This is a genomic window from Flavobacterium sp. PLA-DH12 (assembly GCF_059511845.1).
The window spans coordinates 105,998-119,544 of the sequence record NZ_JCAMPD010000008.1 but is presented as its reverse complement, the minus strand read 5'-3'; the positions used below and the strand labels follow the sequence as shown (position 1 = coordinate 119,544).

9 protein-coding genes and 2 pseudogenes are annotated in these 13,547 nt (G+C 33.6%); 2 read left to right on the top strand and 9 right to left on the bottom strand.

Annotated elements, in window-relative coordinates; translation table 11 throughout:
* On the bottom strand, window positions 1-1,251 hold the full coding sequence (locus tag AC5ZCW_RS16400; protein WP_496120861.1) for a dihydroorotase: 1,251 nt from the start codon (window positions 1,249-1,251) through the stop codon (window positions 1-3).
* 69 nt (window positions 1,252-1,320) lie between these two features.
* On the bottom strand, window positions 1,321-3,249 hold the full coding sequence (locus AC5ZCW_RS16395; RefSeq protein WP_496120860.1) for a BatA domain-containing protein: 1,929 nt from the start codon (window positions 3,247-3,249) through the stop codon (window positions 1,321-1,323).
* A 263-nt stretch (window positions 3,250-3,512) separates the two neighbouring features.
* Here AC5ZCW_RS16395 and AC5ZCW_RS16390 point away from each other — a divergent pair, with 263 nt between their 5' ends.
* Window positions 3,513-4,625 (top strand): lactonase family protein, encoded by a 1,113-nt coding sequence (locus AC5ZCW_RS16390; protein ID WP_496120859.1) that lies wholly within the window; start codon window positions 3,513-3,515, stop codon window positions 4,623-4,625.
* Window positions 4,626-4,768: 143 nt separating this feature from the next.
* Here the strand turns inward: AC5ZCW_RS16390 and AC5ZCW_RS16385 are convergent, their stop codons facing one another.
* From AC5ZCW_RS16385 to AC5ZCW_RS16365, 5 genes and pseudogenes are all read right to left on the bottom strand, one after another.
* Window positions 4,769-6,115, bottom strand: a complete 1,347-nt coding sequence (locus AC5ZCW_RS16385; RefSeq protein WP_496120858.1) for a DEAD/DEAH box helicase — start codon at window positions 6,113-6,115, stop codon at window positions 4,769-4,771.
* A 102-nt stretch (window positions 6,116-6,217) separates the two neighbouring features.
* Window positions 6,218-6,982 (bottom strand): TIGR02757 family protein, encoded by a 765-nt coding sequence (locus AC5ZCW_RS16380; RefSeq protein WP_496120857.1) that lies wholly within the window; start codon window positions 6,980-6,982, stop codon window positions 6,218-6,220.
* Window positions 6,975-8,672, bottom strand: a complete 1,698-nt coding sequence (locus AC5ZCW_RS16375) for an LIC_10190 family membrane protein (RefSeq protein ID WP_496120856.1) — start codon at window positions 8,670-8,672, stop codon at window positions 6,975-6,977. The genes AC5ZCW_RS16380 and AC5ZCW_RS16375 overlap by 8 nt, the downstream gene beginning before the upstream one ends.
* Window positions 8,672-9,118 (bottom strand): annotated as a pseudogene (locus tag AC5ZCW_RS16370) (ABC transporter ATP-binding protein); the annotation flags it as partial. The pseudogene AC5ZCW_RS16370 and the gene AC5ZCW_RS16375, both read right to left, overlap by 1 nt.
* 219 nt (window positions 9,119-9,337) lie before the next feature.
* A pseudogene (locus tag AC5ZCW_RS16365) lies at window positions 9,338-9,550 on the bottom strand (ATP-binding cassette domain-containing protein); the annotation flags it as partial.
* Between the two features lie 223 nt (window positions 9,551-9,773).
* On the opposite strand from AC5ZCW_RS16365, the gene AC5ZCW_RS16360 reads away from it, so the two are divergent.
* The gene (locus AC5ZCW_RS16360; RefSeq protein WP_343542058.1) at window positions 9,774-10,058 is read left to right on the top strand and encodes a hypothetical protein; all 285 of its coding nucleotides are present in this window, start codon (window positions 9,774-9,776) and stop codon (window positions 10,056-10,058) included.
* A gap of 35 nt (window positions 10,059-10,093) precedes the next feature.
* Here the strand turns inward: AC5ZCW_RS16360 and AC5ZCW_RS16355 are convergent, their stop codons facing one another.
* Entirely contained in the window at window positions 10,094-12,874 is a 2,781-nt protein-coding gene (locus tag AC5ZCW_RS16355; protein WP_496120855.1) for a T9SS type A sorting domain-containing protein, read from the bottom strand.
* A gap of 361 nt (window positions 12,875-13,235) precedes the next feature.
* Complete coding sequence (locus AC5ZCW_RS16350; protein WP_111366773.1) at window positions 13,236-13,538, bottom strand: DUF6787 family protein; 303 nt, start codon at window positions 13,536-13,538, stop codon at window positions 13,236-13,238.
* Window positions 13,539-13,547 lie beyond the last annotated feature (9 nt).

Sequence of the window (13,547 nt, the reverse complement as noted above, 5' to 3'; positions counted from 1 at the left end):
TTATTTTGTAACTAATTGATTTTGATTTAAAATTCCATAAACAGAACCTTTAAGTTCAGTTCCTAAGAAAGCAGAATTTTTAGATTTTGAAAGGATATTTTCTTTTGCAAAAGTTGATTTTCCTTCTGTTGTGAACAAAGTTAGGTTTGCTTTTGCTCCTTCTTCAATAACATTGTTTTCTAAACCAAAAACATTTTTAGCAGCAGTTAATTTTGCAACAATCGTTTCAACAGGTAAAACGGTTAACAAAGCCCCGAAAGCGCTTTCTAAACCTATAGTTCCATTTTTAGCTGTATCAAATTCCATTTTTTTGAATTCAATGTCAATTGGGTTGTGGTCTGAAGTAATCATGTCGATTGTTCCGTCAGCAATTCCGTTAAGCAAAGCTTGTCGATCAACTTCTGTGCGTAGGGGTGGAGTAACTTTAAAACGAGTATCAAATCCGTCCAGTTTTTCATCAGTTAAAACCAAATGATGTACAGATGCACTGCAAGTTACGTTTAAACCTTTCGCTTTCGCTTCTCTAATCAATTCAACCGATTTTGCTGTAGAAATTGTCGGAATATGAAGTTTTCCTCCAGTATATTCCAGTAAAAATAAGTTTCTTGAAATTTGCAGCTCTTCAGCTAGGTTTGGAATTCCTTTTAAACCTAATCTTGTAGAAACAATTCCTTCATTAGCAACTCCATTTCCTTTAATGTTTGGGTCTTGAGAGTAGGCAATTACCAATCCGTCAAAATCTTGTACATATTGTAAAGCGATTTTAAGGATATTAGCATTGTCAATACTTTTGTTATAATCTCCAAAAGCGATTGCTCCCGAGTTTTTCATATCAAAAAGCTCTGCCATGTCTTTTCCTTCACTGGCTTTTGTTAAAGCGCCTATTGGGAAAATTTCTGTTGCAAAACCATTTGCTTTACTTTTTACGAAATTTACTTGTGACTGATTGTCAATAATTGGCAACGAATTCGGCTGTAATGCAACTGCTGTAAAACCGCTTTTTGCTGCCACGTTCAGTCCGTTTGCGATTGTTTCTCTGTCTTCATAGCCAGGCTCTCCAAGAGAAACACTGCTGTCAAACCAGCCCTGAGAAACATGAAGGTCATCAAATCGTACCACTTCTGCTTCGTCATTTGGAAGCGAAACGCCTATTTTTTCTATTACACCATCTGCAATTAAAAGATCAACGGTCTGATTGTGAAACGGACTTTTTGAGTCGATAATTTTGGCGCTTTTGATGATTAGTTTCATATGTAGATATTTTTTTGTCGTAAAATGATTTTTGTAAAAAGTAAAATGCCTTTAAAAGAAGCGCAAATTCTATTTCACAAATTTTATAATTGCCATTTCTAATGCTAAAAATAACAGTGCAAAGATAACAAACCATTTCCAAATTTGGCTGTCAGTTCGTTCTGTTTGTAGTGTATTAAAAATAGTTGAAATGGTATCGGCTGTTTTGAAATCAGAAACTGCATTTGTGTTTACTTGACTCAAATCACTTTCGGTTCTTTTGTAATTAAAACTGATGTTTTCAACCCATTCTTTTTTATCGAAAACACTATAATTTCCAGCTGTTTCAGGGAAATCATTAAAGGTTAATTTGACTTTATTATTTAAAATCTGCTGAATCGGAATAAACGAATCGTCAATTCCTTTTACTTCCAAAATAGCATCTTTAGTCAATAAAACGTCAACAAAATAAGGCTGATTATTTCCAATTGTCAAAGCATTTATACCAGTTTTTTGATTGTTTTGAGCGATTTTATAAAATAACGGAACAATTAAAGGCGATTGCTGAAAATTAGAGTTTGCACTATTTATTGGTGCTGTGAAAACCGTTATTCCAGAAACCTGATTCTGAACAGCAGTTACAAAAGCAGTCTGATCTTCAAACGAAAGAACGGCTGGATAAGAACTCGAAACGGCAAATGAACTATTTACTTTAGGATATTGGAAATTCGTTATTTTGTTTTCGAAAACGCCTGAAAACAGCGGATGGTCGAAATTAATTTTAGTGATTAATTTACTATTGGTTTCTAAATTTCCGAACTGAATTTTTCCAAAATTCCCCAATAAAGCATTTAAACTTGAAAGAGAAGTTTTCTCAGACGGAATCACAACTAGATTTCCTCCTTTAGAAACAAAAGCTTTTAAAGTAGTTTGTAATGCTTGTGGAATATCAACCAATTCATTTAGAATAATAGTATTTTGCTTTTCTAAACTATTATAATCTAAAGCACTAATTGAGTAGTTGTTATAATTGAATTCTGCTGAAGTATAAATTCTCGATAAGAAATTGCTTTTTTCAGGTTCGCCAATACTGATAACGTTTGTTTTTTTGTTTTTTGAAATGCTGAAAAATAATTTGTTGTCGTAAGTAAGGCCATTGTCTTCAATTACTACATATCCGTGAAAAGCCTCTTTCGGAATAGTAAAATTGATTTTCTTTTTCTTCGTATCAAAATTGACAATAGTTTTGGCAATCAGTTTGTTTTGATTGTAAAGTGCCGTTGAAACAGGTTTGAAATCTTCGCCATAAGCTGATAAATTGATGCCAATTTCGTAGAAGTTTTCTAAAGTTTGATTAATGTAGACGCTGTCAATTGAAACATTGTTTTTTTGTTCTGCTTCAGGAACGATGAAGTATGGTTTTTCGTCGAAATCTATAGTTTTAATAGCTGCTTCTTTTAAACCAACAGCATCTGTAATAATTACAATGTCTTTTTTATGAGCCGATTTGTGTGCTTTAATTTTGGCTGTAATTGCTGAAAGATCAAAAGGAGAAGCGCTGTATTTTAAGTTTTGTAAAGCGCTCTTAGATGATTTAATATCGGTATTCCAAAAGTTTTCGGTGTTGGTTAAAAGTGAAAACTGAGTGTTTTCTGGAGTGTTTTCAAGTAATTCTTGAACAGCTCTTTTTAGTAATTCTCCCTTTTTGCCTTTTGCCTGCATACTGAAAGAATTATCCAATACAATATACATCTCATTTGAAGCGTTCTTACTGTCGGCAGCTTCAAAAAAAGGCTGTGCAAATGCAATAATGGCGCAGGTAAGCAATAGTAAACGTGTCGCTAATAAAAGACGTTTTTTAATTTTAGAGCTTTTACGAGTCTGAATAGCAAGCTCTTTTAAAAATCGGACGTTGGTGAAATAGGAAGTTTTAAATCGTCTTAATTGAAATAAGTGAACCAAAATTGGAACGATCAATAAAAACAGAAAGTATAGAATTTCGGGATGTTTAAAATGCATTCTGGCTTCGATTTACTTCACTACGTTTTGTTTTTCGCGAAGATGCAGGTCAAAAATACAAATTAAAATTATTTAAACCATATAAGTTCATATAGAGATTATAAGGAAATAGCAAATAAAGACTTACATAACTTATATGAACTTACACGGTTCTAAAAAAATATCAAAAAATGTAACTTTTGTAATTTCTTTGTAACTTAGGAGTTACTTCAAGCAGATATTATTGCTTATTTTAGCTAATTCAAAAAAAATAAAAATAAACTATGAAAAAAATATATCTAGTATTATTTTCAGCTTTATCATTAACTACTGTTAAAGCTCAAAATAAATTCAATTTATTGGTTGGAACTTATACGAATACTTGTCAAAGCAACGGAATTTATGTGTACGATTTTGATGCTTCGACAGGTGATTATAAATTGAAGGGTTCTTCAGAGAATGTTGTAAGTCCGAGTTATTTGTCGGTTTCAGCAGATAATAAATTTATTTATGCCGTAAACGAAAATGGGACTCAAAGTACAGTAAGTGCTTTTTCATATGATTCGCAAGCTGGAAAGATCAATCTCTTGAATAAAAATGATGCTTTAGGGGCAGATCCTTGCCACTTAATAAATGATGATAAAAATGTAATTGCTGCCAATTATTCTGGCGGAAGTATTGCTGTTTTTAAGAAAAATCCAGACGGAAGTATTACAGAAGCTCAGCAGTTGATTCAGCATGAAGGAAAAGGACCAAATGCAGCGCGTCAGGAAAAAGCGCATGTGCACATGGTTATGTTTTCTCCGGACAAAAAGTTTGTATTGTCAAATGATTTAGGTTTAGATAAAGTGTTTATTTACAAATACAATCCAACTGCAAAAAATGAAATTCTGACTTTAAAAGGAAGTGTTGATGTAAAACCGGGAAGCGGACCAAGACACTTAACTTTTAGTAAAGACGGGAAATTTGTGTATTTGGTTCAAGAATTGGATGGAACTTTAACAACATTAAGTTGGGATAAAACGGGAAGTTTAAAAGTAGTTGCAGAAACAAGTATCCTTCCAAAAGATTTTAAAGGCGGCACGGGAGCTGCGGCAATCAAACTTTCGCCTGACGGAAACTTTTTATATGTTTCAGACCGTGTAGATGCCAATGCTATTTCAGTTTACAAAATTCTTAAAACAGGAGCTTTAGAATTGGTAGAGCAGCAAAGCACTTTAGGAAAAGGTCCACGTGATTTTGCAATTGATCCAACAGGAAATTATCTTTTAGTAGGACATCAATATACTAATGATATAGTTATTTTTAAGAGAGACATAGCAACAGGAAAAATTACAGACACTGGAAGAAGAATCCAGATGTGCTCACCAGTTGGGCTCTTGTTTACGAAAATTTAGTAAAAAAAGGTTCTAAGGTGCTGAGAAGCTAAGCTTCTAAGGTTAAAAAAGGGTAAAGATTCTTTGAATCTTTACCCTTTTTTAGTGTTATATAAAAAACTTAGAACCTTAGCAACTTAGTAGCTTAGCATCTAAAAAAAAAGTTATTTTTTCTTCTTCTTTTCATTTCTCGTCTTCAACATATTTCTGTTAACAGAACCATGTGTTTTCTTTTTTGTTTTTGAAGGACCACCAAGATTGACTTTTTGGTTCTTTTTAGATTTTTCGTGAAAAGCGCCGTCACCTTCTAGTTTCGGTTTTTTCATTAAAAACTTTCTTGGCAATTTGTCTTTTTCAGCTTCAATAAGCTTTTCTGAGATTTCTACTTCTTCAGGAAAATCAGCAATTTCAAGTTCCTGATCCATTAAAAGTTCTGTTGCTATTTTGAATTCTTCTTCTCTTGGAGTAACAAAACTGATTGCTGTTCCTGTTGCGTCTGCACGCCCTGTACGACCAATTCTGTGCATGTAAAGCTCTGGTTCTTCTGGAAGTTCAAAGTTGATTACGTGCGTAATATTAGAAATATCCAAACCTCTCGCCATAACGTCGGTTGTAATTAAACCACGAAGATTTCCTTCTTGGAATTCAGCCATTGTACTCAAACGATAATTTTGAGATTTATTCGAGTGAATTACACCAAATTGTCCGTCAAAAATCTCATCAATACGATTGAAAAGCATATCTGAAATCTTTTTGTTGTTTACGAAAACTAGAATACGGCTCATACTTTCGTCAGTTTCTAGTAAGTGTTTTAAAAGATTTACTTTTGTGTTAAAGTTCGGAACATTGTAAGTAATCTGAGTAATTTTCTCAAGAGGAGTCCCTGAGGGTGCTAATGTTACTTCTTCAGGAAAATCAAAATAATCATTTAAAAGATCATCAACTTCATCTGTCATCGTTGCCGAGAACAGAATATTTTGACGTTTTGTTTTCATCATTGCAAAAAGCGAAGTTAGCTGTGGTCTGAAACCTAAATTCAGCATTTCGTCAAACTCATCAATAACTAATTTTTGTGTTTCGTCAAAACGAACTACAGCATCAAGAGCTAAGTCCATAGTACGTCCAGGAGTTCCAACTAAGATGTCAACACCTTCGTAAACGGCTTTTTTCTGTGTATTGATGTTTACGCCTCCGTAGATACCTAAAGTTTTAACCGACATATATGTAGTCAGTTTTTCTACTTCTTCAACCACTTGAACTACTAATTCGCGGGTTGGCACAAGGATTACGATTTTTGGCGTATTGGTATGTGTAAATTTGTAGAGCTTTAAAAGAGGCAGTAAGTAAGCAAATGTTTTACCAGTTCCGGTTTGTGCAATTCCCATCATATCACGACCAGACATGATTACAGAAAAAGATTTTTCTTGAATAGGAGTAGGCGTAACAAATCCTAATTCGTCAACTGCTTTTTGTAATGATTTTGGAAGATTAAATTTTTCGAAAGTGCTCATTTGCTTTAAATTTTGTGCAAATGTACGTTAAATTCATGGTTTGTTTATCAAATTCTTAAAATCATCTGATAATTTATTAATCTAACTGGTTAATTTTCAATATTAAAACCCTTCAAAAACGCCTAGTCCAAACAAAGCAAAATCGTATTTTACAGGATCTTGGGCATCCATTTCTCTTAACTTGGTATCTAATTCAAGCAGCGCTTTTGCATCATTTTGCTTTCGCGAAAGAATTCCAAGTTTTCGAGCAACATTTCCAGAATGAACGTCAAGAGGACAGGATAAAACAGATGGTGAAATGCTTTTCCAAATTCCCAAATCGACTCCTTTTGAATCTTGACGCACCATCCATCGCAGATACATGTTAATTCTTTTTGCCGCTGAATTGTTTAGCGGATCTGAAATGTGTTTCTGAGTTCGAGCTAAATGATCTGTTTCGAAGAATATTTTTTTGAATTCACTTATGCTTTTCTGTAGACTGTCTTTTTCCTGATTTTTAGCAAAAACAGATTCTAGTCCGTTGTGATTTTCGTAGATATGTTTTAGACCTTTTATGAAACCTGCAAAATCATGTCCGTTAAAGGTTCTGTGTACAAAAGTTTCTAGTCTTGCCAAGTCTTCATCGGAATGTGACATAACGAAATCGTAAGGTGTGTTTCCCATTAATTCCATCATTTTATGCGAATTCTTAATAATCATTTTACGGTTTCCCCAAGCAATTGAAGCGCTTAGAAAACCGGCGATTTCAATATCTTCTTTTTGAGTAAAAATATGTGGAATCTGAACAGGATCACTTTCGATAAAATCCTGATTATTATATTGGATGACTTTTTCGTCTAGAAATTCTTTAAGTTCTGTACTATTCATTTTTAGTAAGGTCTTTGGCGTAAAATCCGTCTTTTAAATTATTGGTGCGCATTTGCGGAATAATATGATAATATTTTTCAAAATAATCCAGTTGCTGTTTGTCAACGCAAGGAAGGTCACCATTGCCATTTGCCCAGAAAAAATTATTTTTTACAGGAGAATTATATTTTAGATTTCCTAACTGAATAGATTCAAAGGTAGTGCTGCTTTTTGAGTTTTGATACGGAAAAACAATGTTTTTTATAGAAAAATTGCTGATCTTCAGCATGAATTTATGACTGGAAAATCCATTAAGATTTACAGAGAAAAACAGTACAATGCAAGTTGGAAAAAGGGATGCGATGAGAAAATATTTGATTGTATTTTTGCCATAAAAAATACATGTAAAACAAAAGAGGGAAAAGAACAATATAAAGTTCATAAAGAATCGATACTGAGGCGAAGTCAACCCTAATAGGAGTAATTGTAAGATCATTACAAAATAAAGAATCCAAAGCGCTTTTTTGTTTTGGTATTTAGAAATGAAAAAAGGCACAATCAGTATTAGAAAAACACTTATTTTATTGAATAACCCGTGCAATTTTGGCATAGAGAGCCAATGTAAAAATAATTCGGCAAGAGTCATTTTATTGTATTGTGATGCACTTACAAAAAAGCCATAGTACTTAACCTGATCGTAATAAAAATCTTGTATTACATTCGGAATTGCGTAATCTGCCGTAAAAGAATTAATCTTTGAAGGAAAAATTGGCGACCCACAGATAATCATATTTTTTATTATGAAAAGAGCGGCAATAAAAATGGCGAGCATCGCTGGTTTTAGCAGTTTTTTTGAAAGTGGGCGAAAATGATAACCCAAAAGAATAATTGGGATTACAGCAAAAGTTAAAGTCGTATTTTTTATATAAAGCAGAAACAGAACAAGTATTACAATAAGATTGAAAGTTTCAGAATTTGTGTTTTTAAAATTTTCTAAGAAATAAAAGAAAATAATAAATGAAAAAACATAAACGGGAATATCTGGAGAAGGCGCACTTATGAATTGAAAAAAGAAAATATTGAATAAAGGCAGCAATCCGACTAGTAAATAGTTTTTATTGTCATTTTTGCTGTATTCGTTGAGTTTTTGAATAGAAAATACATTTCCTAATAATAAGCAAAAGCCGCTTAAATCATTAAAATTTTTGTATAAAAAAGAAAAGCTAAAAACACTTTGTGTAATATGCCAACCACTTGTCTGCCCATAGAACAAATGGAGATTTACAAGTCCTTTTACAAAGCCATATTCGTTAAGCCATTTTATAGTTTGAATATAATAGGATTCATTATCAATTACAAAAGGAATTGAAGAACATTGTAAAATAATAAGAACAGAAATAACAGTTAGGATAATTTGTAAGCTTTTTTGTAACTGCTGTAATTCTAATAAAAATGACTTATAAACATTAATAATCTGATTGTAAAATTTTAGTAATAAAAAAACATTCAGAAGTAATAAAACGATATGAAATTCAATATTAATTCTTCCAAAAATAGCCCAAATGCTTGCAAGAATAGTCGCTAAAAATAACCCTAGGATAGAAGTAATTACAAAATTTTTAGTATTGAGGTTTAGTATCTTATCCAAACCAAAACCTAAATTAATGGTTGTAAATAAAATATAAATCCAGCTAATCGCAATTAGGATCATTAATTAAGAATTTGTCCGTCGGACATTACTAATTTTCTATCAGCCATATTAGCCAATTCTTCGTTGTGGGTTACAATTACAAAGGTTTGTCCGAATTCGTCTCGAAGCTGAAAAAATAATTGATGCAAGTTTTCGGCAGAATGTGTGTCCAGATTTCCCGAAGGTTCGTCTGCAAAAATTACATCTGGTTTATTGATTAAAGCTCTTGCAACTGCAACACGCTGCTGTTCTCCGCCCGAAAGTTCGCTAGGTTTATGGTTGATTCTATGTGAAAGTCCGAGATAGGAAAGGAGTTTTCTTGCTTCTTCTTCCGTTTCGGCTGTTTTTTTTCCTGCAATGTGAGCCGGAATACAAACGTTTTCTAAAGCTGTAAATTCAGGCAATAGCTGATGAAATTGAAAAATGAAACCTAAATTCAAGTTTCTAAAATCAGATAAGACTTTGTCTTGCTTGCTTTTCTTTTTGAAGTAACGATTGTAGTAAAAAAGTAATAAAAGAGTAGGTATGAGTATTATTGTCCATGTTCCATAACCGAAAATGTTGTTTTCTATTTTACTTCTAAAAAACAATACAAATACTGCCAATAAAATGAAATAAAAGGCTCCTAACCAAGTAATGATTTTGAAGGCTTTTTTCTGATTTGAATTGTCGTTTTTGATGTCTTGCAGTTCTAAAACATTTTTACCATTGATGGTTAGAGATGAATCTGGGTTATGGTCTGGTTTGTCAAGAGTTCCTAAAATCTGCAATAAAGTAGTTTTACCAGCACCCGAAGCTCCAACTATAGAAACAATTTCGCCTTTTTTAATATGTAGATCTACTCCTTTTAAAACTTCAAGTTTGTCGTAGAATTTATGTATGTTTTTTGCGTGTATCATGTAGTGAAACTGTTTTTACAAAGAAACGAAGATTATGGTCAAAATCAAATTCTAAAAATCAAATTCCAATATGTAAAAATCCAAATTCGAAAAAGAGCGGAGTGACTTTTCTAAAATCGGTATATAAATTGATATGGGAATGTTGGAAATTAAATTTAATAAATAAGTAAAACTACTTTGAAGAATTATTTTTAATTTCGATTAACTTAAAAGTGAATGTGTTATGCAAGATTTAGAAGTTGCAGAAGATGATAGAATGTCAAAACTGCTTATTGGATTGGTTTTGGACGGAATTGGTATGATTTCTTTCTCGATCCCGCTTCTTGGCGAATTTTCGGATGTTATCTGGGCGCCAATTGCTGGTATTATTATGGCAAAAATGTATAAAGGAAGAGTAGGTAAGGTTGCAGGGGTTTTAACTTTTTTGGAAGAGATTATTCCGTTTACTGATGTGATCCCGTCTTTCACTTTGACATGGATTTATACTTATTTTTTTCAGAAAAAATAGAAAAGACGGCTCAAAGCCGTCTTTTCTGTATGTTGCTATTGCACAATTATTTTCTTCACATATTGTGTTTTCTTTGTCTGAGGATTTACGACTTTAATCAAGAAAACTCCTTTTGAATGTAATTGAATATTCTCTTGTGTGTTTCCTCTAATTTTTTGCTTTAACAATTCTTTTCCAAAAACATCATAGATTTTTAAATCTGAAACTTCTGTTTCTTCGCTCTCAATGAGTACAAAGAAAGTTCCTTTACTTGGAATTGGCCAAACGTTAAAAGCATTATTTTTATTTTCTTTAATACTATCGTCTGTTCCTAAAGTTAAACTTTGTCCGCTAATGACGTTTACTTTTCTTTTCATAGTTCCTCCTTCAGAATCGGTTACAGTAAATTCAAAAGAGCACAATCCGTTTGAAGCAGGAGTAAAGGCAACAACATTAGTATTTAGAGTTGCGTTTCCGTTTATTACATTTGAAATTGCGTAAGAAACTCCATTTGTAAAACCTCTAGATAATTTTTGAATATTGATGTCTATTTTGTTTCCGTTTGGAGATTCGTAATGAGGCAAAGACATCCATTGTAAATATTTGTCCAGATTAGTATAACCATCTAAATCAGGATCTGCGTTAGCGTCTGAGAAATCTCCAATTGCAGAGTTTGCATTTGTTCCAATGATGTTTTCCCACCAATTTGGCAGTCCGTCCTGATCTGAGTCCCAATTTGAATCTCTAACTTCTGTTGGATAACTTTCAAAACCTCCAGCATCAGCTTCATTATCAGGGAATCCAGGTTTTCCTGTTACGCTTCCAACTGCAGAATATGTTCCGTTTAATGTTTCTGAGATGATTCGCTGATCATGATCATCAAATTCAGGCTGTGTGCATCCAACATCAGAAAGAACAATTTTATATGCATTTTTTGCAGATTGGGTAGTTACATAAGAAGGAAAAAATGGTGTATTGACGAAGTTGTCATAAGGAACCGTGTTTCCTGAAGCTTTTCTGCCTAGTGTCTGATTACTTTCATCGAAATACCCAGGCATTACATTTCCGTTAAAATAGCATCGCTGCATTCCTGTTCCAATGCCTTCATTTTGTTGATTGAAAGCGACAAATATTTTGGATCCTGCACCTGGTTTGTAATAGTTGTTTACGAAGTTAACTTCTTTTGTTCCTCCGTCAGTTGTTCTTCCTCCCCAGTTGTAAACTACATTATTGGTAATATCCATTCGTCCTGTATAAGCGCCACTGCCGTCTAATCCGCCACCAAGACTCCAGTTTCTACCATAACAATGCGCTAATAGGTTATGATGAAAACTTCCTATATCGCCGCCAATTGTGGCAGCATAACCGTGTTCTGTTCCTGCTGGGTAATTTTGGTGATTTGCTGCATTTAGAGCTTCAGAAATAAGTGTTCTTTGAAGAGTTATATTTTTCCCAGATCTTGAACTGAACGATTCATCAATCGTCCAACTAATAGAGCAATGATCAATGATGCTATTATCAGCTCCCGTAAGTCCCATTCCGTCATAAGTAGGCCCAGCGCCAATTCTAACTCTTAGATTTTGCACAACGGCATCATTTCCTGTCACGCCAAAAGGAGCAGAACGAATACAGATTCCTTTTCCTGGTGCAGTTTGTCCAGCTACAGTTACGTAAGGCTGGCTTAAAACAAGTCGAGATTGCAATTGAATAACTCCAGAAGTATGAAAAACAATTGTTCTTGGGCCAATATCATTTGTAACAGCTTCGCGAAAACTTCCAGGGCCGCTGTCATTGAGATTAGTTACAGCGACTACTTTTCCGCCACGTCCGCCACGTGCAAAACGGCCATATCCTTCAGCATCAGGGAAAGCGAGTTGGGCTGGACGAAAACGCCAAATATTTCCCTTTTCAACTCCGTTCGCTAAAACTTCGTCAATACGCCAATAATAAGTTGCGCCTGTATATAATCCATTTACTTGATAAGAATTGTTGGCTAGAGCTTGATTTCCTTTGAATTCTGGAGAAGATGTTGTAGCATTGTCAACAGCTGTTTGGTCTGTTCCAAAATAAATATTATGAGATACAGCACCAGAGCCAACAGTCCATTGCAATAATTTTCCAGTAGATGTTAATTCTACATGTTCGTCGTTTTGTTTCGGATCCGGATTTGTTGCTTGATGCGAAATATTAGGTGTATTTAATTCAAAACCATTAAAGATGAAGTTTTTCACACTTTCTGTTCCTGAAGTTTCTGCGGCGATTAGAATTACAACATCGGTTCCTGTCGTAGCTTGAAATTTTAAATAACTAGATGCTGCATCGGCAGTTTTTGTAGCTCTTACGGTCGGAATTAGATTATCAACTACCAAATTTCCATTAACAGAAATATCAATTGGACTGAAGGTACTTGTTGTAGGGCTGTCAACGTTGTTGAAGAAAGCTAATAATGTATGTTCTCCTGTAGCTAAACCGCTTATTTTAAGTTCGATTTGAGCACCTAGATTTGCGGTCGTGCCTTTTACTGTAAGTCCGTCACAGACCAATCTGGCATAGTAAGGAGCCTGAATTCCCGCTTTATACCAGTTGGTTCCTAAAGCATCTCCGTTGTTTCCAACGCGAGTAATGGTAAATGTAACTCCATTTTCGGTATAGGTGCTAGTGTTGCCAGAAGCGATTACCCAAGCAGTATAATCAGGGTCGTTTACTTCTGCTTTAGGTCTTCCTGACTGATCAAAATCAATTTTTACAATCGGATTTTGGGCAAAAATTTTGTTTACCGGAGTAATTAGGCAGATTACTGCCACTACTACGGAGAGTTTTAAGTAATTTTTCAGCATGTCAAATTGTGGTTTGGTTAGTAAGCAATAATTTATGTCGAAGAAATTAAAAGACTGATTATCAGTTATGAATAATTAATTTCGACTATTGTAAAGTTTATTATTACTTAAAATAAAACCATCCTGCACAATGCTGTTCTGCTTGATGTATTATTGTGAAATCTAGCTAAAAACAATAGTATTCTCTTCTTTTGCGCTAATTTTTTTAATACTCGATATCTGATAAATATAGGGATTGATCAAAATAAAGCTTATAAAATATAATTAATTGAAGAAGATGATAAAGAAATTAAAAAAATAAGAATGAAGGGAAATCTTAACCAGAACGGTTTTTGAAATTTAAAAGAGAAGAAGAAGAAGGCTAATCTTTAAATAAAAAACCAAGGCCCATATTTTTAAGCATTTTCTTTTCGAAGTTCCAAAAGAATTTGAACTGTCCAAAAATTGTTCCGATGGCAACCAACAAAACCTGATAAATTGGAAAGATAATAATAAGACGGATAAGTGTAAACCAACCTCCAAAATCTTCTTTAGTAATTCCCAGCCAAACGCAGAAAGGTTTAGACAGCCAAGCAGATGCCGATCCTGTGATGGCAAAAACGATAAATATAATTATGGCTTGTAAATTGGAGGTGATACCCCAACGCTTTTTTAATCTGTTCATTGCTATTTG

What these genes read in the sequence shown, in the direction of transcription:
- AC5ZCW_RS16360 (WP_343542058.1), top strand. Translation starts at nt 9,774, where the DNA reads ATGCAAGATTTAGAAGTTGCAGAAGATGATAGAATGTCAAAACTGCTT.
- AC5ZCW_RS16395 (WP_496120860.1), bottom strand. Translation starts at nt 3,249, where the DNA reads ATGCATTTTAAACATCCCGAAATTCTATACTTTCTGTTTTTATTGATC.
- AC5ZCW_RS16350 (WP_111366773.1), bottom strand. Translation starts at nt 13,538, where the DNA reads ATGAACAGATTAAAAAAGCGTTGGGGTATCACCTCCAATTTACAAGCC.
- AC5ZCW_RS16375 (WP_496120856.1), bottom strand. Translation starts at nt 8,672, where the DNA reads ATGATCCTAATTGCGATTAGCTGGATTTATATTTTATTTACAACCATT.
- AC5ZCW_RS16385 (WP_496120858.1), bottom strand. Translation starts at nt 6,115, where the DNA reads ATGAGCACTTTCGAAAAATTTAATCTTCCAAAATCATTACAAAAAGCA.
- AC5ZCW_RS16390 (WP_496120859.1), top strand. Translation starts at nt 3,513, where the DNA reads ATGAAAAAAATATATCTAGTATTATTTTCAGCTTTATCATTAACTACT.
- AC5ZCW_RS16355 (WP_496120855.1), bottom strand. Translation starts at nt 12,874, where the DNA reads ATGCTGAAAAATTACTTAAAACTCTCCGTAGTAGTGGCAGTAATCTGC.
- AC5ZCW_RS16380 (WP_496120857.1), bottom strand. Translation starts at nt 6,982, where the DNA reads ATGAATAGTACAGAACTTAAAGAATTTCTAGACGAAAAAGTCATCCAA.
- AC5ZCW_RS16400 (WP_496120861.1), bottom strand. Translation starts at nt 1,251, where the DNA reads ATGAAACTAATCATCAAAAGCGCCAAAATTATCGACTCAAAAAGTCCG.